General features: G+C 69.0%; 22 protein-coding genes. 12 read left to right on the forward strand and 10 right to left on the reverse strand.

The window, feature by feature from the left end; all coding sequences use genetic code 11:
• Positions 1–299 precede the first annotated feature (299 nt).
• Complete coding sequence (locus tag ACRAS8_RS00100) at positions 300–683, reverse strand: hypothetical protein (RefSeq protein WP_438483576.1); 384 nt, start codon at positions 681–683, stop codon at positions 300–302.
• A 26-nt stretch (positions 684–709) separates the two neighbouring features.
• Between ACRAS8_RS00100 and ACRAS8_RS00105 the strand changes: the two genes are divergently transcribed.
• A complete protein-coding gene (locus ACRAS8_RS00105) occupies positions 710–919 on the forward strand; it encodes a hypothetical protein (protein WP_438483578.1) in 210 nt (69 codons plus the stop codon).
• An 81-nt stretch (positions 920–1,000) separates the two neighbouring features.
• Here the strand turns inward: ACRAS8_RS00105 and ACRAS8_RS00110 are convergent, their stop codons facing one another.
• Positions 1,001–1,171 carry a hypothetical protein gene (locus tag ACRAS8_RS00110; protein ID WP_438483580.1) on the reverse strand — a complete coding sequence of 57 codons (171 nt, stop codon included), beginning with the start codon at positions 1,169–1,171 and terminating at the stop codon, positions 1,001–1,003.
• A gap of 73 nt (positions 1,172–1,244) precedes the next feature.
• On the opposite strand from ACRAS8_RS00110, the gene ACRAS8_RS00115 reads away from it, so the two are divergent.
• Together ACRAS8_RS00115 and ACRAS8_RS00120 are read left to right on the forward strand one after the other, a co-directional pair.
• Positions 1,245–1,589, forward strand: coding sequence for a hypothetical protein (locus tag ACRAS8_RS00115; RefSeq protein WP_438483582.1), 345 nt, complete (start codon positions 1,245–1,247; stop codon positions 1,587–1,589).
• A gap of 765 nt (positions 1,590–2,354) precedes the next feature.
• Positions 2,355–2,753: a DUF6234 family protein gene (locus tag ACRAS8_RS00120; RefSeq protein ID WP_438483584.1), complete on the forward strand. Its 399-nt coding sequence runs from the start codon at positions 2,355–2,357 to the stop codon at positions 2,751–2,753.
• Positions 2,754–2,930: 177 nt separating this feature from the next.
• Here ACRAS8_RS00120 and ACRAS8_RS00125 read toward each other — a convergent pair whose 3' ends face one another.
• Complete coding sequence (locus tag ACRAS8_RS00125; protein ID WP_438483586.1) at positions 2,931–3,845, reverse strand: LysR family transcriptional regulator; 915 nt, start codon at positions 3,843–3,845, stop codon at positions 2,931–2,933.
• Between the two features lie 116 nt (positions 3,846–3,961).
• Between ACRAS8_RS00125 and ACRAS8_RS00130 the strand changes: the two genes are divergently transcribed.
• Together ACRAS8_RS00130 and ACRAS8_RS00135 are read left to right on the forward strand one after the other, a co-directional pair.
• The gene (locus tag ACRAS8_RS00130) at positions 3,962–4,807 is read left to right on the forward strand and encodes an oxidoreductase (protein WP_438483588.1); all 846 of its coding nucleotides are present in this window, start codon (positions 3,962–3,964) and stop codon (positions 4,805–4,807) included.
• Positions 4,808–5,164: 357 nt separating this feature from the next.
• Positions 5,165–6,601 (forward strand): MFS transporter, encoded by a 1,437-nt coding sequence (locus ACRAS8_RS00135; protein WP_438483590.1) that lies wholly within the window; start codon positions 5,165–5,167, stop codon positions 6,599–6,601.
• Between the two features lie 214 nt (positions 6,602–6,815).
• Here ACRAS8_RS00135 and ACRAS8_RS00140 read toward each other — a convergent pair whose 3' ends face one another.
• The gene (locus ACRAS8_RS00140; RefSeq protein ID WP_438483592.1) at positions 6,816–7,085 is read right to left on the reverse strand and encodes a hypothetical protein; all 270 of its coding nucleotides are present in this window, start codon (positions 7,083–7,085) and stop codon (positions 6,816–6,818) included.
• Between the two features lie 854 nt (positions 7,086–7,939).
• On the opposite strand from ACRAS8_RS00140, the gene ACRAS8_RS00145 reads away from it, so the two are divergent.
• Positions 7,940–8,818 carry an aldo/keto reductase gene (locus ACRAS8_RS00145; protein ID WP_438490297.1) on the forward strand — a complete coding sequence of 293 codons (879 nt, stop codon included), beginning with the start codon at positions 7,940–7,942 and terminating at the stop codon, positions 8,816–8,818.
• 911 nt (positions 8,819–9,729) lie between these two features.
• Here the strand turns inward: ACRAS8_RS00145 and ACRAS8_RS00150 are convergent.
• Positions 9,730–10,686, reverse strand: coding sequence for an alcohol dehydrogenase catalytic domain-containing protein (locus tag ACRAS8_RS00150; RefSeq protein WP_438483594.1), 957 nt, complete (start codon positions 10,684–10,686; stop codon positions 9,730–9,732).
• A 325-nt stretch (positions 10,687–11,011) separates the two neighbouring features.
• Here ACRAS8_RS00150 and ACRAS8_RS00155 point away from each other — a divergent pair, with 325 nt between their 5' ends.
• Both ACRAS8_RS00155 and ACRAS8_RS00160 read left to right on the forward strand, forming a co-directional pair.
• Entirely contained in the window at positions 11,012–12,073 is a 1,062-nt protein-coding gene (locus tag ACRAS8_RS00155) for a threonine aldolase family protein (protein WP_438483596.1), read from the forward strand.
• On the forward strand, positions 12,070–12,888 hold the full coding sequence (locus ACRAS8_RS00160) for a TSUP family transporter (protein ID WP_438483598.1): 819 nt from the start codon (positions 12,070–12,072) through the stop codon (positions 12,886–12,888). Before ACRAS8_RS00155 ends, ACRAS8_RS00160 begins: the two co-directional genes overlap by 4 nt.
• Positions 12,889–13,141: 253 nt before the next feature.
• Here ACRAS8_RS00160 and ACRAS8_RS00165 read toward each other — a convergent pair whose 3' ends face one another.
• Positions 13,142–13,951, reverse strand: a complete 810-nt coding sequence (locus ACRAS8_RS00165; protein ID WP_438490298.1) for an alpha/beta fold hydrolase — start codon at positions 13,949–13,951, stop codon at positions 13,142–13,144.
• A gap of 411 nt (positions 13,952–14,362) precedes the next feature.
• Between ACRAS8_RS00165 and ACRAS8_RS00170 the strand changes: the two genes are divergently transcribed.
• Positions 14,363–16,516: an alpha/beta hydrolase gene (locus ACRAS8_RS00170; protein ID WP_438483600.1), complete on the forward strand. Its 2,154-nt coding sequence runs from the start codon at positions 14,363–14,365 to the stop codon at positions 16,514–16,516.
• Positions 16,517–16,625: 109 nt separating this feature from the next.
• Here ACRAS8_RS00170 and ACRAS8_RS00175 read toward each other — a convergent pair whose 3' ends face one another.
• Positions 16,626–16,937 (reverse strand): cupin domain-containing protein, encoded by a 312-nt coding sequence (locus ACRAS8_RS00175; RefSeq protein ID WP_438483602.1) that lies wholly within the window; start codon positions 16,935–16,937, stop codon positions 16,626–16,628.
• A gap of 357 nt (positions 16,938–17,294) precedes the next feature.
• The gene (locus tag ACRAS8_RS00180) at positions 17,295–18,497 is read right to left on the reverse strand and encodes an erythromycin esterase family protein (protein WP_438483604.1); all 1,203 of its coding nucleotides are present in this window, start codon (positions 18,495–18,497) and stop codon (positions 17,295–17,297) included.
• Between the two features lie 653 nt (positions 18,498–19,150).
• Here ACRAS8_RS00180 and ACRAS8_RS00185 point away from each other — a divergent pair.
• Both ACRAS8_RS00185 and ACRAS8_RS00190 read left to right on the forward strand, forming a co-directional pair.
• Positions 19,151–20,449: a PLP-dependent cysteine synthase family protein gene (locus tag ACRAS8_RS00185; RefSeq protein ID WP_438483606.1), complete on the forward strand. Its 1,299-nt coding sequence runs from the start codon at positions 19,151–19,153 to the stop codon at positions 20,447–20,449.
• Between the two features lie 208 nt (positions 20,450–20,657).
• Positions 20,658–21,101, forward strand: a complete 444-nt coding sequence (locus ACRAS8_RS00190; RefSeq protein ID WP_438483608.1) for a hypothetical protein — start codon at positions 20,658–20,660, stop codon at positions 21,099–21,101.
• Positions 21,102–21,139: 38 nt separating this feature from the next.
• Here ACRAS8_RS00190 and ACRAS8_RS00195 read toward each other — a convergent pair whose 3' ends face one another.
• Together ACRAS8_RS00195 and ACRAS8_RS00200 are read right to left on the reverse strand one after the other, a co-directional pair.
• A complete protein-coding gene (locus ACRAS8_RS00195; protein WP_438483610.1) occupies positions 21,140–22,381 on the reverse strand; it encodes a cytochrome P450 family protein in 1,242 nt (413 codons plus the stop codon).
• 257 nt (positions 22,382–22,638) lie between these two features.
• Entirely contained in the window at positions 22,639–23,088 is a 450-nt protein-coding gene (locus ACRAS8_RS00200; RefSeq protein WP_438483612.1) for a DUF523 domain-containing protein, read from the reverse strand.
• Positions 23,089–23,196: 108 nt separating this feature from the next.
• On the opposite strand from ACRAS8_RS00200, the gene ACRAS8_RS00205 reads away from it, so the two are divergent.
• On the forward strand, positions 23,197–23,331 hold the full coding sequence (locus ACRAS8_RS00205) for a hypothetical protein (protein WP_438483614.1): 135 nt from the start codon (positions 23,197–23,199) through the stop codon (positions 23,329–23,331).
• Positions 23,332–23,334 lie beyond the last annotated feature (3 nt).

Consider the following 23,334-nt stretch of genomic DNA (forward strand, 5'->3'; position numbering starts at 1 on the left):
CCCCCGGCGCTCCCGCACCGCCTCCGTCCGGCGGGCGATCCCCCTCCGCCGCACGGGGGAAACACGCCCGCCACCGCAACGAGGCGACGCGGCGGACGTGCGGGCCCGTCCAGTGGAGCGCAGGCCACCACACGTCTGCGACACCGCACGGCTCGGCGACGGCAGGCACCAGGACGGCGCGCCGTCCCTTCCCGGGCACCGGAACGGCCCGTGCCATGGACCTGAAGGGCCGGCGCGTGCGTGCATCACGGCGGCCGTGCCCGTAGTCGTGGGGCGGGGTGGGCAAGTCCGCGCTGGCCCTACACGCAGCGCACCTGCTGACCGCACTCGAGCTCCCACCCGACAGGATCCCCGAGCACGTCGCCGAACGCGCCGCGCTGTGGCGGTCCGAGCTCACCACACGGCGCGCGATCATCGTGCTGGACAACGCCGCCGACGCCGACCACGTAGGCGGCCTGCTCCCCGACGCCGGCCGGAGCTTCACCCTGATCACCAACCACCACAGGACGCTGCACCTGGACGACGCCCGACCACTGACCCTCGACATCCTTGCGCCCCAGGAGGCGGCACGGCTGTTCGTCGCCTCCGCGAGCGGAACCCGGCCCGGCGACATCGGCGAGGTACTGCGCCGCTGCGGAAACCTTCCGCCGGCCAGCCGGGTGGCCGCCGCGCGGCTGCGGCACCGGCCCTCAGGACCCTCGACACCCTGGTGGAACGGCTGCGCGAGGGCGCGTTGGCCGTCTCGGACCTCTTCGAGGTGCCGCTGCGTCAGCTCGACGCCGCCCAGCGGCGGATGTTCGGGCTGCTGGGACTGGTGCTCAGCGAGGACATCGACGCCCACGGCGCAATCACCGATCGACTGTCGAGGGCCTGTGCCCATCCCCCTGCCCCTGACGGGACGTCCCGTTCCTCATCATGACCAGGCGGGCGGCCCGCAGCACCCCAGCGACAGCTCGGAGGGCACAGGCGGGGCGCCGGCCGCTCCCGGAAACCCGGCGTCCTACTCCCCCGGCTCCCATGCCTGCAGCAGAGCGAAGGGACCTGGGTCGCCGTCGAGCTTCAGAGAGTCCACCGGAATACGGCCGTACAGGGCCAGGACCAGCTCACCGGCCGCGTCCTGGAGGGAGGCGCCGGCCGCGTCCGGGACGTCGCCGGCAGCGGTGGCGGGCACCGTACCGGGCGTGGGGAGACGGGTGATCCGTGCGCCGTCACCGTCGACCGACAGGCGCCAGGAGCGGCCCTCGGTGGCGCGCCTCGGGGCACCGGATACCGCGCATGCACGAATCGCTCGACGCCGGCGCCCTGCGGCCGCCGCCGCGGAAGGTCTCGGACGCCTGCTGAAGGATCTGCACGACAGCCAGGACAACATGCGCAAGGCACTGGACGCGCTGAAGGACACCGGCCCGACGTCGATGGGGGCGGAGGCCCTGGACAACGCCTGCGACGAGTTCCACGACAGCTGGGACAACGCGATCAAGAAGATCGCCGACGGCACGCAAGCCATCGAGGACAAGCTCAAACAGGTCAGGCAGAACTACGCATCGGTGGAGCACGCGCTGCACGACGCCTTCGCGAAGAACGCCAAGTAGCGCCGCACAACCCACATTCACCCGGACCGTTCGTACCTTTGACCTTCGACAGGGGACTTCATGACCACGCGGGACTTCCCCGCCCTCGGCTTCAATCCGGCGCCCGGCGACCTGGGATCTGCCGCGGTACACCGGCATCCTGCGGCAGATCGGTGAGTCGCTCACCATCCGCCGCCCAGCGGAGCAAACGAACGAACCCTCCACGACAACCATGACCCGTACTCCGCGGCGTAGGCGGCGTCCCCGACGGCCATGCCCTCCGCCACGGGCACAAGCCGCGCTTCAACCTCGCAGCCGACCCTGCCTCCGCGTCACCGCTGGCCGTGGTCGTCCGAAAAGACGGCGCCGCCTCGCCGTACTCACGCCGGATCACGAGGAGTTGGCCGAACTGCGCCTGCTGCCCCGCAAGAAGCGGTGGCGCCTCACATGCGAGATCCACCTACCCGACAGGACAGTGCTGCGCGGACGGGAAGGGACGACGCCTGCACGGCGGCCGGCGTCCGGCGTCTTGGCGGACGAAGCCCGCGGTCACGAAGCAAAGAGGCCGGGCCCCGAAGCCAGTCGCGACACAGCACCGCGCTGGCGGCACCGGCCACAACCCGCAGCCCGCCGACAGGCGGCAGACGGCAGTCCAGGCACCGGCGCGCCGCCTAGCCGAGCCGACCGGCCCGCGGCGCGGCCAGGGCAGTGGCCGGCCGGCAACAGGGCCCAGAGTTGAGTACACGTACTCATGCGCACCACCACCAGGCTCGCCACCCTGCAGTCATGACGAACGCCCTTCCAGCGCCGAAGCACTGGCGCCCCTGGTCGCGCCGAACCCGCCGGGGCGTGGACCTCGCCTTCGCGATCCCCTCGTTCCTCCTGGAGACCGCGTGGCTCGTACTGGACTGGATGTTCGGCCTCGGCCTGGACGTATGGGCAGCGCAGGGCGACGAAGAGCGGATCGACGCCGCCGACCTCGCGCACGTCGAGCGGGTGTGGGTGCTGCTGATCGCCGTACTCGCCCTGGCAGCTCTCGCAGCAATATTCCGTGCCCGCTGGACGGCGATCGCGCAGCTGCTGGTGGCTCTCCTGGCCGGCGGGGTCCTCATGGTCGCTCAGCACCAGTGGGACCACCGCCATGCCCCACCACCCGGGTGCATCCGCTACAGCGCGAACTGCTGAGACAACCGGGCCAACACCCGCCCGCGGCAACCCACCGGCGGTCGGGCGGCACCACAGCGGCCGGCAAGGGACGACGGGCGACAACGGGTACTCGACAGTCCGAGCCGCGCACCAGACACGGAACGTGCGCGCGAGTGTCACGGAACGACCGCGCGAAGAGTCACGGCTCGGCTCGGTTCAGTAAGCGCCTGCGCCCACCTTCGCCGCCGCGGCCAAGTAGGCCAGTACCAGGGGCCGTTCGTCGTCCCGGCGGGCGGCTACCGCCAGACGGGACGGAGAGATGCCCCGGACCGGCACGGCGATCACCTCGTCCCGGACGACCAACGGGGCGTTGCCGGTGGCCAGTAGTGCAACGCCCTGGCCGTTGGCGACCGCCTCGTGCGTCTCCTCGGCGCTGCCCACCACCCCGCCTATCCGCGGCGCACGACCGTCCCGGGCGTCGAGGGCCAGCCAGTAGTCCCGCAGCGGGCCGGCCGCGGAGGGGAGGGCGAGAAACGGCTCGTCCAGGAGATCGACGAAGTCCACCGCCCCCTCGCTGTCGGCTGCGGCCCGCGCCGCCAAGGGGTGTCCCTGCGGCAGTGCCACAAGGCGCGGCTCCTGGGCCACCACCGCATACTGGTAGCGGTCGCCGTCCGGCAGCGGCAGCCAGACGAAGGCGACATCGCTGGTCCCGTCCGCCAACCCGGCACTGGCATCAGCCCAGTTGACCTGCCGCAGGACGGGCCGCGCATGCGGGTACCCGGAGACCAGCCGGGTTCGCAAGGCGGGCAGCAGCCCGCGGCCCGGGCTGGTGGACATGCCGATCACCAGGGTGTGCAGCTCGGCGGCCCTCGCCTCCTCCACCGCCGCCTCGGCAGCCGCCCATGCGGCCAGCATCCCACGGGCGTGCGGCAGCAGGGCCTCCCCGACCGCGGTCAGCCGCACCGCCCGCCGGTCCCGATGGAACAGACCCGCGCCGACCTGCTTCTCCAGCATCCGTATCTGCTTGCTGAGCGCGGGTTGAGAGACGAACAGCCGCTCGGCGGCCCGTGTGAAGTTCAACTCCTCGGCGACTGCGGCGAAGTAGCGCAGATCGCGCCCATGGACATCCATAACTCATGGCTATCACAACAAGTCTTGGACGTGGTCCCGGATCCCGGCGAAAGATGGCACCTGCCAGCGGGCAAGTCCCGAACAGAAGTTGAAGAAGTTGACGAGGAGAAGAAGAGATGACCGAGAACGGCAAGGTCTGGCTGGTCACCGGCGCGAGCAGCGGCTTCGGGCGGGCCATCGCCGAGGCCGCGATCGCCGCCGGTGACACGGTGATCGGCACGGCCCGACGGACCGAGGCACTGGCCGACCTGGTCGCCGCGCACCCCGACCGGGTGGAGGCGATCGGCCTGGACGTCACCGACGGCGAGCGGATCGACGCGGTGGCCGCCGACGTCCTGGCTCGCTACGGCCGGGTGGACGTGCTGGTGAACAACGCCGGGCGCACGCAGGTCGGGGCGTTCGAGGAGACCACCGACCAGGAGCTGCGCGACCTGTTCGAGTTGCACGTGTTCGGCCCGGCGCGGCTGACCCGGGCGCTGCTGCCGCAGATGCGGGAACGGGGCAGCGGATCGATCGTGAACATCAGCAGTTTCGGCGGACAGCTGTCCTTCGCCGGGTTCTCCGCATACAGCGCGACCAAAGCAGCCCTGGAGCAGCTGTCGGAGGGGCTGGCCGACGAAGTGGCGCCGTTCGGCATCAAGGTGCTGATCGTGGAGCCCGGCGCGTTCCGCACCAACCTGTTCGGCAAGGGCGCGGCCCACTTCTCCCAGGAGCACCCGGCGTACGCGGAGAAGGTCGGCGCCACCCGGAAGCTGGTGCAGGACGGCGCCGGAACTCAGCCCGGGGACCCGGTGAAGGCCGCGGCGGCGATCCGACTGGCCCTGGACGCCGAGAACACCCCGCTGCGGCTCGCCCTGGGCGGCGACGCGGTGGACTTCCTCGTCGGGCACCTGGACTCGGTACGGGCCGAACTCGCCGTGTGGGAGAAGGTCTCCCGCGGAACGGACTTCGACACGCAGTGACGGACCAGCGGTCCAGGGCGGCGCGGGATCTGGCAGCACAGACAGAACCCGTTCCCGTGCGCCCCGGGCCGTTCGGCTGATCACCTCGTCACCTCACCTCGGTAGCCTCGTCACCTCGGTAGTGGTGACGGCTGCCTGGGGCGCGGGGAACAAGGACCTGCCCGCCCAGGCAGCCGGCTGACAGACACATACCCCGCCAGGCCAGGCGGCGGAGCCTTCGTCGCCCGGCAGCCGCCCGCTTCACCACGCCAGGGCGCTCCCGCTACCAACTGGCCCGGCGGCACGGAGCCCCTGGCCTCCCCGTCGATCGCACACGATTCGATTGCACACCTTCAAGACGCCCCCAGGAGTGCCCTCATGAAACCCCCACTCAAGTCCTCCCAGTCCTCCAACTCCTCCCCTGGCTCCAGCGCCGGGGCCCATGCGCCGGAGGCAGCCACCCGGCGTGGTTCCCCCATCGTGCTCGGTGCCGCCCTGCTGGGCTTCTTCCTCATCTCGCTGGACGCGTTGATCGTCACCGTCGCACTGCCCGACATCGGCCGCAGCCTCGGTGGCGGCATGTCGGGCCTGCAGTGGGTCGTGGACGGATACACCCTGCTCTTCGCCGCCCTGATGCTCTCCGCCGGCGCCCTCTCCGACCGCATCGGAGCCCGCCAGGCATACGGCGGCGGCCTCGTCCTCTTCGCACTGGCCTCAGCCGCATGCGGACTCGCCCCCAACCTCGGCATCCTGGTAGCCGCACGGCTGGTCCAAGGGGCCGCGGCGGCCGTGATGATGCCGGCGTCCCTGGCACTGGTCCGCCAAGGCTTCCCCGACCAGGCCAAACGAGCCCGGGCCATCGCCGTCTGGACCGTCGGCGGAGCCGTCGCAGTGGCCGCCGGACCCGTCCTCGGCGGCGCACTCACCGCGACCGTGGGCTGGCAGTGGATCTTCTTCGTCAACCTCCCCGCCGGCGTCCTGGCACTCGCCCTGCTGACCCGGATACCGGCCTCGCCACGCCTGCCGGCGCGCCTGGACGTGACCGGGCAGGTGACGGCAATGATCACCATGGGCGCACTGACCTACGGCGTGATCGAGGGCGGCGACAAGGGCTTCGACCAACCGCTGGTGATCGCCTCCCTGCTGGTGGCCCTCGCCGCGGCAGCCGCCTTCCTGACCGCACAGGCCAAGGGCGCGCACCCGATGCTCCCACTGCAGCTGTTCCGCTCACGCGTGGTGGCGGTGTCCCTGATAATCGGCTTCATGCTCAACGCCGCCTACTACGGCGGAGTGTTCGTCTTCAGCCTCTATCTGCAACAGGAACGCGGCCAGTCCGCCCTCCACGCGGGCGTGCTGTTCATCCCGATGACCGCACTGGTGGCCGTGGTGAACCTGGTCTCGGCGAAACTGGCCGCACTGTTCGGCCCACGCGTACCCATGGTCGCCGGGCAACTCGTCGGCGCGGCAGGTCTGTTGGCGCTGCTGACCGTCGGCCCGCGCACCGACGTATGGACAGTGGCGGCACTGATGGTGCCGGTCGGCCTCGGCGGAGCACTGACCGTACCCGCACTGACCGCCATGCTCCTCGACACCGTCCCCGCCGATCGGGCAGGCACCGCATCCGCCCTCCTCAACACCGGCCGCCAAGTCGGCGGAGCCATCGCAGTGGCCGTCTTCGGAGCACTCCTGGCCGGAGCGGACACCTTCCTGACCGGCATGCGCTGGAGCATGCTGATCGCAGCCGCCGGACTCGTACTGACGGCAGCCACCACGCTCACACTGCCGCGGGACGGGCACCAGAACGCAGCGGCGTGAGATGCGCCCGCAGCGGGCCCTGGGTCTACTACCAGGGCACGACCTGCCCTGGTAGTCAAGGAAACGGACTTGCTGGCCCGGTAAAGGTCATGCCCGACATCAGTATTCAAGGCGACGCTTCCCTGGTCGGAAGACATGACGCCGATGGTCCCGGCCGGCGCGACCAGCAGGCGGAGGGTCTCCACGACGCGCATCGGGCTGAGGACGTTGGTGATCACGACTTCGGCGAACATGTCGGTCGGAACTTCCCGATCGGGATATCGCCGCGTGTGATGGCGGCGTTGACGAAGAGCAGGTCGAGAGTGCGCCGCGCCAGTCGATCGCGCAGTGCCGAGATCTGCTCCGGCTCCGTCATCTCGAACGATTCGATGGTCAGCCGCACTCCGGATACGTCGGCCAGGTCGTGCAGGCCGGTGCGCCGACTGCCACGGACCGTGCCGATGACGTCCCAGCCACGACGGAGGTACTCGGCGGCAAGCCCCAACCCCAGGACCCGTGAAACCCCGACGATGATGGCGGTCTCGCGGGTGTCGTCTATGTGATCCCACGCTGTTCGCGCGGACCACGCACAGCGTTTTCGAGCTATCTCCCTTTGTAGGGCGGATTTATGGCGAGAGGTCAAAGATCTCTCGGTCGCGAACGAGGCGCCGCGTCGCGTCCACGACGCCCAGCGAGGCGAGCAACGACTCGCCGTCGCCTTCTCGCCCGGCCTGCACGTGCCGAACGCGATCCGGACGCTCACCGCGAGCCACCCAAAGGTCGCGATCGATGTCCTTCCGCTGCGCTGGTGGGAGCGGGATGCACCGCTCCGCGATGGCTGCGCGCACGTGGGATACCTCCGGCACCCCTTCGACGACTCGGGCCTGCGCACCGTCCCATCGGCCAGAGGAGAAGTTCGAGCTCATCGCCTCCGGCCAGGGCATCGCGCTCGCACCCGTCAGCGTCGCGGAGTCGTACTCCCGCCCTGACCTCGTCTACCTGACCGTCACCGACACCCTGCCCGTCGAGACCTGCCTGGCGGTACCGGAGACCAACCGCCCAGGCCCCGTAGCGGACTTCCTGGACATCGCCACCGCAACGCTGCGCCGGAACTCCGGCGATGCAGAAACGGGAGAGCAGCCCGGGACCGCGAGCCTGGCGCCCGCGCCGTCCACGGAAATCCAACGCGGCATCACCTCCGCGGCAAGAGGCTGGCACCTGAGCTCGCCTGCGGCGGTGACCTGCGTCTCACTATGCGTGAACTGTGCGTTTCCCGGGATACGGTTCCGTTTCTCGCACACCGGCGGCCGCGGCCGATTGCGGTCGCCGCTGCCTCGTATGAGCCTTCGGAGTACGCACATGCACTACCGCAACCTCGGCGACATCCAAGTCAGCGCCGTCGGCCTGGGCGCCATGCCACTGTCGATCGAAAACCGACCCGACGAGGCCCGCGCCATCGCCACCATCCACGCAGCCCTGGATGCGGGCATCACCCTCATCGACACCGCGGACTCCTACCACTGGCACGCCAATGAGAGGGGCCACAACGAGCTCCTCATAGCCCGCGCCCTGGCCGCCTACGGCCAGGACACCTCCGGCATCCTGGTTGCCACCAAGGGCGGTCGCGGTCGCCCCGGCGACGGCTCCTGGACCGTCACCGGTACCCCCGAGCACCTCAAGCGGGCCTGCGAGGACTCGCTCAAGCGCCTGGGCACCGACGCCATCGGCCTCTACCAGCTGCACAAGCCCGACCCCGCGGTGCCGTTCACCGACTCCGTCGGCGCGCTGGCCGAGTTGGTCAGCGAGGGCAAGATCTGCAAGGCCGGCCTCTCCAACGTGACTGTGGACCAGATCCGCCAGGCCCACGCGATCCTGGGCGACGACCTGGTCTCGGTGCAGAACGAGTTCTCGCCCGCGGTCCGCGACAGCGAGCCGGAGCTGCTTCTTTGCGCGGAACTCGGCATGGCCTTCCTGCCCTGGAGCCCGCTCGGCGGCATCTCCCGCAGCTCCTTGGACGGCCCCTCGGACCTCGGCGTCGGCACACCGCCCGAGTTCGCGGGCTTCCATGAACTCGCCGCAGAAAAGGGCGTGAGCCCGCAACAGATCTGCCTGGCCTGGCACTTGCACCAGTCCCCGACGACTATCGTGATCCCCGGCTCCAGCCGACCGGAGACCATCCGCGCCTCCGCGGCCGCCGCCGACATCACACTCACCCCAGAAGACCTGGCCCGCCTGTGACCAACGCCGGCCCGGACCACCGGCCCGGACGACACTCAGCGACCGTCGACTCGGCGAGGTCGCGACCACCGCAGCCCCGCTGGGGTCCGGAATCGGCGGCAGGTCGGCGGAGCTGGACCTCGACAGCACGCGGGTATGCGTCAAGCGGGTCCCCTGACGGACACCGAGTTGCCCGCCAGAGAACGTGCGGTCGACGGCGCATCTCTTCGGATTGCCGACGTTCTACCTGTACGAGGTGGGCTCAACCGGGTTCGGTGCGTGGCGAGGGCTGGCCGTGCACATCATGACCGCCAACTTACTCCTCGGGAACGCATACGAGGGCTTTCCGCTGATGTATCACTGGCGTGTCCTGCCCAACTACCCTCCCCTCCCGAGGGCTCGCCGACGAGTTTGGGGCGTCGACGGCACGATCGCACGCTGAACAGGCTCATCGACCGTGCGCGAGCGCCTGCAAGCCCTGAGCCGGTCCTCCTCCAGCTGGTGCTCTTCTTGGCCACGTCCCACAGACGCTCGGCGACTGGCTGCACAACCACCTGACCGCTGCACCCAGGGGCACGGAGGGCCGACCGTACGTGTGGGTGGAGGAAGCCCTGACGCTGACGCGAGGGACCGAGTCTATGAGCTCGCACGGACTGGTCCACTTCGACGCTCACTTCGCCAATGTCCTGACCAACGGTCGGCTGCTGCCTTTCGCGGATTCCGGACTCGCCTGAGCGCCGGTTTCGAACTGGCAGCGGCCAAAACCGACTTCTCGTTCTCACCATCTCGCGTTTGACCGCCGCCAGACCACCAGCCAAGGCGGTTGAACGTCGCTCCCACCGCCTCATCCACCTCCGCCCGCGCCGCGCAGAAGTTCGGCTGGGCTCGGCTCACCGTAGAGCCGAGCCCGCCAACCGCCTGGCGCAGCGCCGTCACAGCAGCATGACGACCTTGCCGAACTTCCCCCGTCCGGCCAGCCGCGCGTAGGCATCGGAGTAGCGCTCCAGCTCGAAGGCCGCGTCGACCGGTACCCGCAGCCGCCCCTCAGTCAGCAGCGGCACGACGCATGTGCGCACCGTCGCCGCGAGGAGCGACTTCTCCGCATGCGAGCGGCCCCGAATGGTGGTACCGATCAACTGGGCGCGCGCAAGCATCAAGTCGAACATCCGCAACGGCGCCACCGCCCCGCCCTGGACCCCCACAACGAGGATCCTCCCCCGAGCACGCAACAGTTCAACCCGCCGCAGGCAGTCCTCCCCTCCGACCAACTCGGCAACGACGTCATACGGCGCCCCTCCGCCCTCCTCATCCGGGACCACCACCTCCACCCTGCTGCCGAGAGGAGCAAGTTCCCGCACTCGGTCATGCAGCTCGCTCCGGCGCACACTCGCCACGACATGAGCGCCGCAGGCAGCGGCCACCTGCACCATGGCCGTGCCCACCCCACCCGCAGCCCCAGTCACCAAGACCCGTTCTCCCGCACGCACCCCGGCTTGGACCACCAGTGCGTCCCAAGCGGTACTGAACGCCTCCGGGAAACCAGCCGCCTCTTCCCAGGACAACCCCTCAGGCACCGCCAGCAGCAAGTCAGCAGGCACCACGATCCGCTCGGCATGGCCACCACCCCCGACGAGCGCCATCACCCGGTCACCGATGCCCACTCCCGCCACCCCCGCACCGACCTGCTCGGCCTCACCGGCGATCTCCAACCCGGGAATGTCAGCCGGCCAGCCCGGCGGCGCCGGATACTCACCCCTGGCCTGTTGCAGATCGGCCGCATTGAGGCCCGCGGCGCGAACCCGCACCGCCACCATGCCAGGCCCAACCACCGGATCAGCACGCCGCTCAAGGCCGAACGCGCCCCTACCGTCGATCACAACTGCTCGCATGGCCACGAACCTACTCCCCCACCGGCGCGACAACCCGGGCACCCCGCACACCGCCCGAAGGACCAGCACGGCACTCTCCCACCCATTTCGGCGAGGGTGAGGGCGAGGTCGGCGGCGCGGCGTCGAGGGGTGCTGCGTTGGGCGTTGGGTGGAGCTGTGGTGTGGAGCCACGTTGGTGAGGCTGCGTTGAGGCGATGCGGTGCGGCGCACCCCAGAGAGTCCATCATACGAAATACTCTTTCCATTCTCGGAGTTGATCGCTAGCGTCCTCCGCAATGACGCGAGCGCTTCTGCCCGCGTATGGACCGAGCAACGAGGGGACACCGTGCTGGCACCGATCGACCTGCGCAGCGACACGCTAAGCGCCATCACTCCGCAGATGCGCCGCTTCATGGCCGACGCCGAGGTGGGGGACGACCTGTACGGCGGAGACCCCACCACCCAACGCCTCGAACGCCGGTGTGCCGAGCTCCTCGGCAAGGAGGCGGCACTCTTCACGGCCAGTGGCACCCTGAGCAACCAGCTGGCGATCCGGGTGCACACGGACCGCGGCAGCGAAGTCATCACCGACGCGAAGTACCACATCAACTTCTTCGAGAGCGCCGCCACCGCCGACCTGTGCGGCGTGGTACTCAACCCGGTGGACAGCCCGGACGGCATCCTCACGCCCCGTCTCCTGGACGCGGCCGTGGACCGCAAGCGGCGTGCCCGACTCACCTCCGCCCCGTCCCTGGTGTGGGTCGAGAACACCGTCAACTACTTTGGCGGCAGGGCGATTTCGGTCGCGGACCTGGCCGACCTGCGCGTGGCCTCGCTCGCCAAGGGCCTGCCGACGCACATGGACGGCGCCCGGCTGCCCAACGCGAGCGTCGCCACGGGCGCCTCATTCGCCGAGTACGCCGCCACCGTCGACACCGTCGCGGTCTCGTTCGCCAAGGCCCTCGGCGCGCCCTTCGGCAGCGTCCTCGCCGGTCCGGCCGAACTGATCGAGCGGGCCTCCGTCTACCGCCTGTGGTACGGCGGCGGCCTGCACCAGTCAGGGTTCATGGCGGCCGCCGCGCTGTATGCCCTGGAGCACAACATCGACCGACTCGCCGAGGACCACGCCAACGCCCGGCTGCTGCGCGAGCTCCTCACCGAGCACCCGGCGTTCACCGCTCCGGAGCCCGAGACCAACATGGTCATCGCGGATGTCTCCGGCGCCGGCCTCACCTCCACCGCATTCGTCTCCGCCGCCGCGGAAGCCGGCGTCAGGGTTGCCCGCTGGACAGACACCCAGGTCCGGATCGTCACCCGTCTCGGCGTGGACGAAGCGGTCGTCCGCGACGCGGTACGGCGCCTGCACCAGGCAGCCGACCGCCAGCCCTCCCTGGCCGGGGAACGATGACTCACGTGGACCTGTGGACGCCGCTCGACTGGCCGGGATTCGGTGGCGTCGCCCTCGCAGCCCTGGTGTTCCTCTGTGTGACGGCCGTTCTCGCGGGCGCGGTCGACGCCATAGTCGGGGGCGGCGGACTGCTGCAGTTGCCTGCGATGCTCCTCGTCAACCCCGGTGGCGCGGTGGTCCATTCGCTGGCCACGAGCAAAATGGTGGGTCTGGTGGGCACCTCCGCAGCAGCAGTCACCTTCGCCCGCAAGACGCCCCTCGACTGGAAGGCCGTGGGGCAGATGGCCGCCACGACCTTTCCGGCCTCCGTCGCCGGGGCGGCGGTCGCCTCCGCCCTGCCCAAGTCGGTCCTGAACACCGTGGTGCTGTGCGCCCTGGTGATCGTGGGTCTGTACACCTGGCGCAAACCGGAGTTCGGCGTGGATGAGGACCGCCGCTTCGGCCGCCGCGGCGAGCTGGTCGCCATGGCGGTGGGCGGCGCGGCCATCGGTTTCTGGGACGGCCTCGGCCCGCCCGGCACCGGCTCCTTCCTGGTGTTCCTCCTCGTCGGAGTCATCGGCTACGCCTTCCTGCGCGCCTCCGCCGTCGCCAAGGTGGTCAACATCGCCGCCAACCTCGGGGCGCTGGTCTTCTTCATCCCCGCCGGCAAGGTGCTGTGGGGACTCGGTACGGCCATGGCCGTGTGCAACCTCGTGGGCGGCATCCTCGGCGCCTCCCTGGCCATGAAGCGTGGCTCCACCTTCGTCCGCAAGGTCTTCCTGGTGGTCGTCTCGGGACTGGTGATCAGCGTGACGTGGAAGTTGTCACTGGCGTAGGAACGGCGGTGCAGAGGGGTCAGCCCCCTCTGCGCCGCCATCGCCTGCGAGACCTTAGGTCCAATCCAAAGCAATCCAAGGCACCTTTGATCGGACCGAGAACCACGCAGCACCGCGCGCCTTGACGTTCGAGAAGTCACTGACAGCCACTGACCTTCCCAGGCATGACGAAACCCGCGCCCACCACCCCCACCGGAACCCACTCGCTCAACGCATCACCGTCGCCCTTGAGGTGGCAAGCACTGTAGCTCCCCTACCCCCACAACTCCCGCAGGGCCGCGTTGACTGCCACGGGCTGCTGAGTGTGCGGATAGAAGCCCGGAACGCGCAGCATGCGAGCCCCGACCGCGTCTGCGACGGCCTCCGCGCAAGCGATTTGCGCTTCCCCAACATACGTGCGGTACAGCTCGGGGGCGTCCTCCCAGGTGCCGCAGATCACCAACGTCGGCCAAGGCGCCGCCCGCAGGGGCTCCAGGGGCACCCGAGCCTCCCAGACAGGCCGTTCACGCATCGACGCAGCGACCGCCCGCAACCGCTGCGGGGATGCCTCCGGCACAGGCAGCCCGATCCCCTCGGTTGAGGCACGCAGGAACTCCGCCGCTGTCATGGACAGGGGCACACCGGGCGCCACGTCCCGCACACGGCGCAGCAACGCCGCGACAGCGGGGTCCTCGGCAGCCGCATCGTAGACCGATGGCTGAATCAACGTCAGTGACCTGACCATATCCGGCCGTTGTGCGGCGGCGAGCATCACGGCGACCCCGCCGTACCCGTGCCCGACCAGATGCGCACCACCACTGTGATCGCCGGAGGCGTCACGCAGTTCGCCGAGCAGACCGAGAACGTCTTCGGCATCCGTCTCGAAGTCGCTCCGCTCAGTGTCGGGGCTCCGACCGTAGCCGCGGCGGTCCATCAGGAGCATGCGGTAACGGTCAGCCAGCGGCCGCTGTGCCCCGAATCCGTAGGTGTCATCGGTGCCCCAGGTAAAGATGTTGTGGACGAAGATCGCAGGTACGCCTTCGCCCCCGGTCTCGTCCCACGTCGTCACATGTATCGCCGTCAACGGCACACCCTCTCCATCAACTCCCGGCTCTCGGCGTAACGTTGAAGAAGGGAATGCCCACCGTGCCGGAAATACCGGAAGTCGTACCGGAAGCGTCCTAGGGAAGACCCCCCCTCCAAACCGACTGTACCCGAGCGAAATTGGGGAACGGCATCTCGTCGGGTCTTTCGCGCACCACTGGCAATCACCACTGGCGAGCACCGCTGGGCGAGCACCACCACCATCACGCCAGGGCAACTCAGGCGGCCGGACATGCCGCCGCAGCCCCACCCACTCCGGATGAACCCCCCAGCGAATGCGAGTTGTTGGTGCCTCCTCGGGCATAGATGAGCAGAAAACGTGCTCCACGAGCCGGCAGCGCGCGCAGCATCGACTCGTGCCGCACCGAGGCCGCCGCCGCAGAGGATCGACATGACCGGTGCTCCCGATGCTCCCGACCCCCGTCCCTGCCCGCGCTCCACCGCCGTCCACCGGGCAGCCACCCACCGCGGTCTCTTTGCCGTCGCGATCCTGGCGGCCCTGATCCTCACGGCGATGTTCACTCCGGCCACTCGTACCGCCGCCATTGGGGCCAGACCCGCGCTCCGGCTCGGTTCCCTCCAGCTCAGCCCGTGCATGCAGCGCCCGACCGGCTGGTGCGGAACCACCGCACTCCCATTGGACCGCAGGGATCCCGACAGCCCGACCCTCGGCATCGGCTTCGCATGGGTACCGGCCACCGGACGGCCCCAGGGCACCGTGGTCGTCGTCGACGGCGGACCCGGCTGGGCGACGCACCACTCCCGTGATGCCTACCTGAAGATGCTCGGACCACTCCGCGCCAGCCGGAACCTGCTGCTGTTCGACCTGCGCGGCACGGGCCGCTCACAGGCCCTCACCTGCCCTGACCTGGAACACTACGCGGGCCACCCCTCAGGGCCCGACTTCGCCCGGACCGTCGGTGCCTGCGGCAACCGACTCGATCACACCTGGCACCGCACCGACGGCAGCTGGATCCACGCCTCCGAGCTTTTCGGAACCGTCGACGCCGCCCAGGACCTCGCCGATGTCCTCACACAGCTCGGCCTTTCCGGCGTCGACCTGTACGGCGACTCCTACGGCGGCTGGTTCGCCCAGGTCTTCGCCGCACGCCACCCCTCCCTACTCCGGTCACTCACGCTGGACGCCACCTACGAAGTCCTTGGCCTGGACCCCTGGTACACCAGCAGCGCCACCACCGCCCGCGCCGCGTTCGCCCTCGTCTGCCGACGCTCACCGCAGTGCGCCGCCGCCCACCCCTCCACCGACGCGTGGACCCTCATCTCCGCACTGGCATCCCGCCTGCGTACCGCACCACTGGCCGGCACCACCACCGGCCCGGACGGCGAGCCCATCGCCGTGACGGTCACCGTGACCACCCTGGTAGACCTTGTCAACGACGCGGGAGTTGACCCCGGGATCTACCGGAGCCTGCAAGCCGCCGCCCAGGCACTGCTCACCAGGGGCGACAGCGTCCCACTGCTCCGCCTGGCCGAACAGACCACCGCCCACGACGGCACCAACCTCCCGCCCCCCGACTTCTCCAGTGCCTTGTACTTCGCCGTGGCCTGCACCGACTACCCGCAGCTGTTCGCCATGACCAGCCCGAGCGCCGAACGCGCCCGCAGGCTCCGGGGCCGGATCGCTGCCCAGCCCGCCGCCACCTTCGCCCCCTTCACCGCCGTCGAATGGACGACCGTCAACGCTTACACCAACACCTACGACGGCTGCCTCGACTGGCCCGCTCCACAACGCTCACACACCCCCATCGCGACCCGCCCTCCCCTGGTGCCGGCCACCCTGCCTGCTCTCGTCCTCGGTGGCGACCTCGACTCGCTCACCCCCGCCATCGGCGGACGACGCGTCGCGGCCCAACTCGGGCCCTCCGCCCGCTTCATCACCGTCCCCAACCTCACCCACATCACCGCCATGCCCGACGCTACCCGGCCTGGCCCGGAAGCGTGCGGACAGTCCCTGTACCGCCAGTTCCTGCGCGCCCCCGCCACCGCTCTGCATCACCTGGACACCTCCTGCACCCGGCACACCCCCGCCATCCCCACCCTCGCCGACTACCCCACCCACCTCACCGACACCGCCCCCGCCACCCCCGCACCCGGCAACCAGGCACGTCCTACAGCACTACGCGCGGCCGCCGTCGGCGCATCGGCACTCAGCGACGCACTCGCCCGCAGCGGCTATCTGACCCACGGCCACGACACCGGACTGCGCGGCGGCGCCTGGACCGTCACCGGCGCTCCCCAAGCACACCTCACCCTCACCGACGTACGCTGGGTGACCGACGCCACCGTCAACGGCACCGCCACATGGGACCAGACCAACGGCACCGTCACCGCACACCTGAACATCACCCCCGACACCGACCTCGGCCCAGGCTACGCCGCCGTCCCAGGCACCGGCCCAGGCACCAGCGCTGCCTCCGACATCACCATCGACCTCACATGGAACACCCTCACCCCCAACACCCCCGCATCCATATCCGGAACGGCCGGCGACACCCCACTTCACGCAACCCTGCCCGCACCATGACCAGAGGCGATCCCTTATCGTCCGCCCGGCGTACCACGAGGTACGACCAACTCCCCACGCCCAACAGGGACTTCGAGCACAGTCTCTCTGACGGCCAAAGTCCGTAGCGCTAGGACGCGTTAGAAATGCGTTCGATGATGACCAGCGTGCCTCTGCTGCCGGGCCGCACGGCATGCTCTACTCCCGCCTCGACGATGTATATCTCCCCCGCGCGCACGGCGACGTCGATATCGTCGACCACCAACTGCAGTGTCCCGTCGATGACCAGCAATGCTTCCGCTGTGTCATGGGATTCAGGTTCCAAGGCGCGTCCGTCCATCCGCAGTACCTTCACTCCGGTGCGCCCGATCTGACCGAGCAGGACCGAGGTCCAGGCATCGGGCAGTTCCGCGGCCGTACTCGCTATGTCGACAACATTCATGGCATGCCTCCTGACGGGCTGCCTGACCGGAGAGCTGAATGAGCCGCCCGAGACACCCGCAATCGTGATCAAGGGACACCATGACGTTACGACGCGATCGCTCACTACTGGTCGACCGATCGGTAAAATCTCCTCGTCGTGGTCCCGCTTCTCCTGCGCGATCCAGGCAGGGCCGTGTGAAGCACCGGGCGACGCCGTGGCACGATCTCGTTGTGCTCGTGGCGACTTGACGGGCGAACAGTGGGCACGGTCGGGGCTCGCGATCCGGGCCCCTTGCGGCCGATCCGCACAACTACGGTCTCGGGCGGTCGCGCGGCGGCCTGACCGCAGCCGCTACGACCGCATCTCCAACACTTCCTACTTCTGTGGGACGTCCTTGACGAACACGATCCCGTCGTATCCAGACAGGTGTGCCGGGTCGAGCGGGGCGTAGCCGAACCAGGGAGACAGGCGCCGCGCAGGCCGCGTGTCGCTAAGGGCGGTGGCCAGCCGCGGTGCGTCGATTACGCAACGGTCCTCCGGCTGCGCGTACAGAAGTCCCTCGACGGTGTCCGGCGCCGGCGTGTCCACTCCCTGGTGCCGGAGCGTGCCCAGACCCGTGGCCACAAAGCCGTACCCCTCGCCGAGCTGGGTGCTCACCAGCGCACCGGCGCTCCACCACTGCACCGACCCCTGCCACATCTGCATGGTGCTCTTCTCCCGTTGGAAGTGGGAGTTGTGGGCGTAGAGGAGCGCCGGGCCCCTGGCGGCGAGGGCAAGGAGATTGTGGGCCATCATCAAATCCCGCAGTGCGCACAGCCGCGTCATACGGGCCGGTGAGGTGTCAGCCATCGAGTAGTGGTAGCGCAGCAGGCCGGTGGCGGTGCGCCCGTACAGGCGCGCCCGGTCCAAATCGCCCTGCGAGGTCGCCGCGAGCAGATACGGCGTCTGCGCATCGAGCACCGCCACCAGTTCGTCGGCGAGCAATCGCAGCCGCCTGGCTTCGGTCGACTGCCCCACGGACTCCGCCGGATCCATCATCGCGGCGGGATTGGTCCACCGGTCGTCGGAGCCGAGCAGGCGGTCGAGTGTGTCCGCGGTGCAGGGGAGCAAGTCCGCGTCCACCCAGGCTGCGAGGTATCCGTGGAGTGCGGTCAGTGCCTGTCGGGGGCTGTCAGCGCCGGTGATCTCCAGCGGGCCGTCGAATCCGGCGAAGCGGACCTGCTCGGGCGCGGGCCGGCCGTCGTTGTAGGCGCGCATCCAGCGCACGAGCTCGCGGTTACCGGTGAAGGCGCCCCAACCATGACTGAATCCTTCCTCCATGACCTCGTCGAGCGTGCCTGTGCCCGAGGTGACGTAGTCGTCCACGACCAGACCCCTCATGCAGTCGCTCTCGATCGCGATCGTCCGGTAGCCCTCCTCCTCGACGAGCTGCCGGAAGAGCTCATTGCGGAGGTCGAGCAGTGTGTCCTCGCCGTGCGTCGGCTCGCCCAGGGCGAGCAACCGCGGCCGCGCCGGGAACAAGCTCATGATGGCGCCGGCATCGACGGCATGGACGGTTTCCTTGATGTCAGTAGCCATGCCTTCAACGCTATCGTTGAACCTTCGGTGGAGACTTTCCCGTGACACTGTCCGCTTTCTGAAGAGAAACCTTCAAAGCAGTGACCGGCACAGGCCGGTTGGTCTGGCACGCGGGCACGGTCTGTCCATGCAGCCGATCAGGAAAACGGGCCGAACTCGGCCCAACCATTAGCGCCCAGCCGTTCACCACCACGCGGCTCCACCTCGCTCCACTACCTCTCCTGAGTTGAAGTCAACGGACTACCGCCTCACTCCGAATGAATGCTCTGCGCCGGCAGATGCCTACGGGAGGCTGGTCGACGGGAGGAGGCGGGTGCCGGCCTTCGCACCACGCTTCGAGTGCGCGGTGCGGTTGACCAACCATGCTTGGAAGGTCGGGTGCATGACGAGGAGGTCGGGTGGTGGGGCGGTGCGTGAAACGGATTCCAACCACCCTCTTCATTGGACAAACCACGCAGGTGGCCTAACAGGCCGACGAACACCCAAGACACCCAAGGCCGGCTCCCAAGGCCGCCCCTGAGGCAAATGCACCGGATTACTGGCTGATGGGTTTAATTTCTTTGCGTCCTGAATACCACTCATCAGTGTTGCTTTGCCGACCTGGCTTCATGTAGCGGAGCGGCACACCCTCAGGTTGCTGCCGCCCAACGTTGATGCTGCACACCGCAGGTGCACCGTCGCCGCCTGACGAGATGTCATGTGAGGTTCGATTGAGCGTGCAGGAAAGCGTGCAAGAACGGGAAGTACTCCCCTACGAGACCGAGGCCACCATCGGCACTGCCACGCCGGACCAGCCCCGTATGGCTTCCGACGCGGAATTCCCAGACCTCGGTTCGGATGACCTGGAAAACCCGCACTATCGGGACGAACGGGCGTGGGTGAACGGCCAGATCGACAAGATCCGGCGGATGCCCCACGCCCCTACGCCGCTGATCGAGATTGAGCTTCCGCGCCAGATGGTCGGCCTGAAGCTGTATGTCAAGAACGAAACCGACCATCCTTCCCAGAGCCACAAACACCGGCTCGCCGAGGCACTCTTCCTCAACGCCTTCGCCAATGGGTGGCTGCGCAGCGACGGTCCCGTCGTGGAAGCGTCGAGCGGATCCACCGCAATCTCCGAGGCATGGTTCTGCCGCGAACTGCGTATGCGCTTCATCGCGGTCGTACCCAAGGGAACGGCCGAGAAGAAGAAACAGGCGATCAGCGCCCTGGGAGGCGAATTCCACGAGGCACCCGGAGCAAAGATCTCCGCCGAGGCCCGGGCGATCGCGCAGAAGCAGAACGGCCATTTCATGGACCAGTTCACCTACGCCGAGCGTGCCTACGACTGGCGCGGCCATCACGGCATCGCAGCCGAGGTGATCGACGCGGTGGACCCGGACTGGTTCGTCATGGGCGCCGGCACCGGCGGGACCGTGACATCCATGGCCCGCTATGCCCGGTACACCAACCACAAGGTCCGCATCTGCGTCACCGACCCTGAAAACTCCGCCTTCTTCCCCGGCTGGCGGGACAACGATCGAAACGCCATCGCCATTGGCTCGCGCATCGAGGGCATCGGTCGCCCCAAGGTGGAACCGTCCTTCCTGTTTCCCCTGGTCAACCGCATGATTCAGGTCCCCGACCCGGCCTCGATCGCCACCATGCGAGTCGCCGCCGACCGACTCATGTCGCCCCCTGGCGCCTCCACCGGAACCGGCCTGTACGGCGCGATGAAAATCCTGCACGGCATGCGCCAGCGCGGAGAGACCGGAACCGTGGTCACTATGCTGTGCGACCCGGGCGAGCGCTACGCCGACACGTACTACAACGACGACTGGCTGGAAAAGCGAGGAATTGACTACAAGCCCTGGCTGACCACCATCGAGCAGTTCCTCGACACCGGCGCCTGGAACCCACCGACGATCTGGACAGCACCTCCGGTTCCCACGTCCATCCTGTGGAACATGTAACCGAAAAGGCCCCCTACCGTTCGACAGAGCACAATCTTCGAACGTCCGCCGATGACCCAAGGGTGGGAGCGGAGCCGGCAAGTCGACGGTCGCCCGCCGGCTCGCCGCCCGCCACGGTTGGCACCTCTACGCGACCGACGACATGATGCGGGATCATGCCGGGCGGACCACCCCCGAGCAGGCCCCCTTGCTACACCGGTTCATCGCCATGGACATGGACCAGCGGTGGGTCGACCGGTCGCCGCGGACCATGCTTGAGACCTTTCACTGGTTTCGAGGTGAGGGCTTCGGTCTGATCGTCGAAGATCTCCTTCGCCTGCCTGGGGACCCCCGCGTCGTCGTCGAGGGATTCCGGCTGCTCCCACACCTCGTGAAGCCTCTGCTTGCCGCCCCTGAGCGCGCTGTCTGGCTACTTCCCACACCCGACTTCCGCCAGGCAGCAATCCGGAGCCGGTCGGTACCGGGGGAAGGTTTCGTATGGAAGACCAGCAATCCGGCGCGATCCAGTCGAAATCTCGCCGAACGTGATCGCATGTTCACTGCACACCTCAAGGAGGAAACCGAGCGTCTCCAACTGCCTGCCATTCAGGTCGACACCACGATGACGGAAGATGATCTCGCTGAGCGGTTATCCACGACATTTCGACTCTGACGCAGCCTGGCACAAGAGCCAGGTGGATCGGCCGGCCCTCACGTTGCCTGGGTGGTGACCGGAAGGCGACGAGGCCCGCGGACGAGCAGGCCCGGGCGGTACGGCAGGTCCTGCGGGTCGGCAGCGAGACGGAGGTCGGGAAGCGCGTCGAAGAGCAGGGGGAGCGCGATCGCCGCCTCCATTCGGGCCAGTCGTGACCCGACGCAGAAGTGCGGTCCATGACCGAAGGCGGCGTGCGGAGCGGCTCGTTTGCCGTCGGCCGCGGCGAGATGGCGCGCCGGCCGGAACTCGTCGGGGTCCGGGAAGTGTGCGGGGTCCCTGTTCGCTGCCGCCAGTACGACCAGAACGGAGTCTCCGGCCGGCACCTGGACGCCGCCGCCGAGATCCACCGTCTCGGCGGCGCGCCGCCAGGTTGCCCCCTCGAGCGGGCTGTCGTACCGCAGCGTCTCCTCCACCACCGCGGCCCAGCGGGCATCGGGATCACGTCGAGCGGCCATCAGTTCGCCGGGGTGTGTGAGCAGCCGCAGCGAGGCTGAGGCGAGAAGGTTCATCGTCGTCTCGTAGCCCGCGAAGAGCAGGAGGAAGGCCATGGCGAGCAACTCGCCGTCGTCCAGACCGTCTTCGGCCGAGTTGTGGACCAGCGCGCTGAAAACGTCGTCGCCCGGCATCTGCCGCTTCTCGGCGATCAGTGAGGTGACATACGTGTGCAGCCGAATCCATGCCTCCTCCACGGCGCCCTGCGGCAGCGCGTCGGCGGGCGAGCCGACGCGGTAGGTCCACTCCCGAAGCCCCTCACGGTCGGCTTCCGGCACCCCCAACACCTCGCTGATCACCAGGATCGGCAGCGGAAAGGCGAAGCCGTCGACCAGGTCGACAGTCTCGCCGGCAGCCAGCCGACCGGTCAGCTCCGTCACCAGTCCGGCTGCCAGCTGCTCAATCCTCGGCCGCAGGGCGTTGACGCGAGGTGGTGCGAAGGCGGCGGCCGTCAGGCGGCGCAGCCGGGTGTGGTCGGGAGCGTCGGTGTTGAGCATGTGCTGCGCCAGGCAGGCTCGGGCGCGTTGTGCCGGGGAGCTTGGCTTGGGGCGGCCGGCGCGTTGCGGCGGCACGTTCGAGAAGCGCGGGTCGGCGAGCACCGCGCGGCTGTGCTCGTAGCCGGTGACCAGCCAGGCGTGCGTGCCGTTCGCCAACTCGACCCGAGCAGCCGGCCCCTGGCCGCGAAGTCGCCCGTAGTACGGATAGGGGTCGTAGGAGAAGGCGGGGTCCGCAGGATCAAGTCGCACCCGCTCATGGTTGCGCAGGCACATGGCCACGGCGGTGAGGCCACCGTCAGACCTGGCAAGGCGCAACTGTGCGAACCCCACAACACCCGGCCCGCTCGCCGCAGCCCCTCCCCCGTGCCTGGCCGGCGCTGCTCCAGCGGGCCGTCGACCATCGGGGACGCTTCGCCCGCACGTCGTACTCGTCACGTACTCCGCACGTACTCGGCGGTCACCGGGTCACGGGCGCGGGATGCCGCAGTGGCGTCCGCAGCGCATCCTCATACTCCGGGTGCGGGCCGCACGGCGATGCCGTTCCGCTCGAGCAGCGCCGCGGTCACCCCGTCTCCCGGCACCAGCTCGCCGGCGAACGAGCCGTCGTAGACCGCGCCGCGTCCGCACGAGGGGCTGCGTGGCATCAGCAGGGCCTCGGTGCAGCCGGCGTTCCGCGCCGCCGCCAGTGCGCGTTGCGCTCCGTCCACGAACTGTGCCGTCACGTCACGCCCGGTGTCCTCAACGACCTGCGCCGTCCCGTCGAGGACGTCGTGTCCGTCGCCGCCCACCAGTTCAGCAGGCCGTCGCGGTGTCGTGAGTCCGCCGGCGACCTCCGGGCAGAAGGAGACGACTTCGCGACCAGCCACCGCCGCCGCCATCTCCGGCGACGCCTTGTGACGCCCGTCGAACCGGCACGGCACCCCACGCAGGCACGCGCTGACCAGGATTGCTTCCATACCGCCAGGCTAGCCGCGATGGCAGGCTGGTGGCGCCTGCGTCGACCTGGTCGCGCGTGCATCGGCCAAGCCGCCAGACATGGACGTCCGGGCCACGTCCTACTCGCTGTGCACGATCTCGATGAGGTTGCCGCAGGTGACGACACCAGCTACGGCACCCACGACCAGGGCGCCGCCGCCGGGGATTGCACCCTCGACGTCGACTGTTACGGCATGACGAACGGCGCCCTATGTGGGCTCTGAGGC

This window comes from Streptomyces sp. S186 (assembly GCF_051603415.1).
Classification (GTDB): domain Bacteria; phylum Actinomycetota; class Actinomycetes; order Streptomycetales; family Streptomycetaceae; genus Streptomyces.

Coding starts and splice junctions, on each gene's coding strand:
- ACRAS8_RS00120 (WP_438483584.1), top strand. CDS start 2,355: ATGACGAACGCCCTTCCAGCGCCGAAGCACTGGCGCCCCTGGTCGCGC.
- ACRAS8_RS00125 (WP_438483586.1), bottom strand. CDS start 3,845: ATGGATGTCCATGGGCGCGATCTGCGCTACTTCGCCGCAGTCGCCGAG.
- ACRAS8_RS00130 (WP_438483588.1), top strand. CDS start 3,962: ATGACCGAGAACGGCAAGGTCTGGCTGGTCACCGGCGCGAGCAGCGGC.
- ACRAS8_RS00135 (WP_438483590.1), top strand. CDS start 5,165: ATGAAACCCCCACTCAAGTCCTCCCAGTCCTCCAACTCCTCCCCTGGC.
- ACRAS8_RS00145 (WP_438490297.1), top strand. CDS start 7,940: ATGCACTACCGCAACCTCGGCGACATCCAAGTCAGCGCCGTCGGCCTG.
- ACRAS8_RS00150 (WP_438483594.1), bottom strand. CDS start 10,686: ATGCGAGCAGTTGTGATCGACGGTAGGGGCGCGTTCGGCCTTGAGCGG.
- ACRAS8_RS00160 (WP_438483598.1), top strand. CDS start 12,070: ATGACTCACGTGGACCTGTGGACGCCGCTCGACTGGCCGGGATTCGGT.
- ACRAS8_RS00170 (WP_438483600.1), top strand. CDS start 14,363: ATGACCGGTGCTCCCGATGCTCCCGACCCCCGTCCCTGCCCGCGCTCC.
- ACRAS8_RS00175 (WP_438483602.1), bottom strand. CDS start 16,937: ATGAATGTTGTCGACATAGCGAGTACGGCCGCGGAACTGCCCGATGCC.
- ACRAS8_RS00180 (WP_438483604.1), bottom strand. CDS start 18,497: ATGGCTACTGACATCAAGGAAACCGTCCATGCCGTCGATGCCGGCGCC.
- ACRAS8_RS00185 (WP_438483606.1), top strand. CDS start 19,151: ATGCTGCACACCGCAGGTGCACCGTCGCCGCCTGACGAGATGTCATGT.
- ACRAS8_RS00190 (WP_438483608.1), top strand. CDS start 20,658: ATGGACATGGACCAGCGGTGGGTCGACCGGTCGCCGCGGACCATGCTT.
- ACRAS8_RS00200 (WP_438483612.1), bottom strand. CDS start 23,088: ATGGAAGCAATCCTGGTCAGCGCGTGCCTGCGTGGGGTGCCGTGCCGG.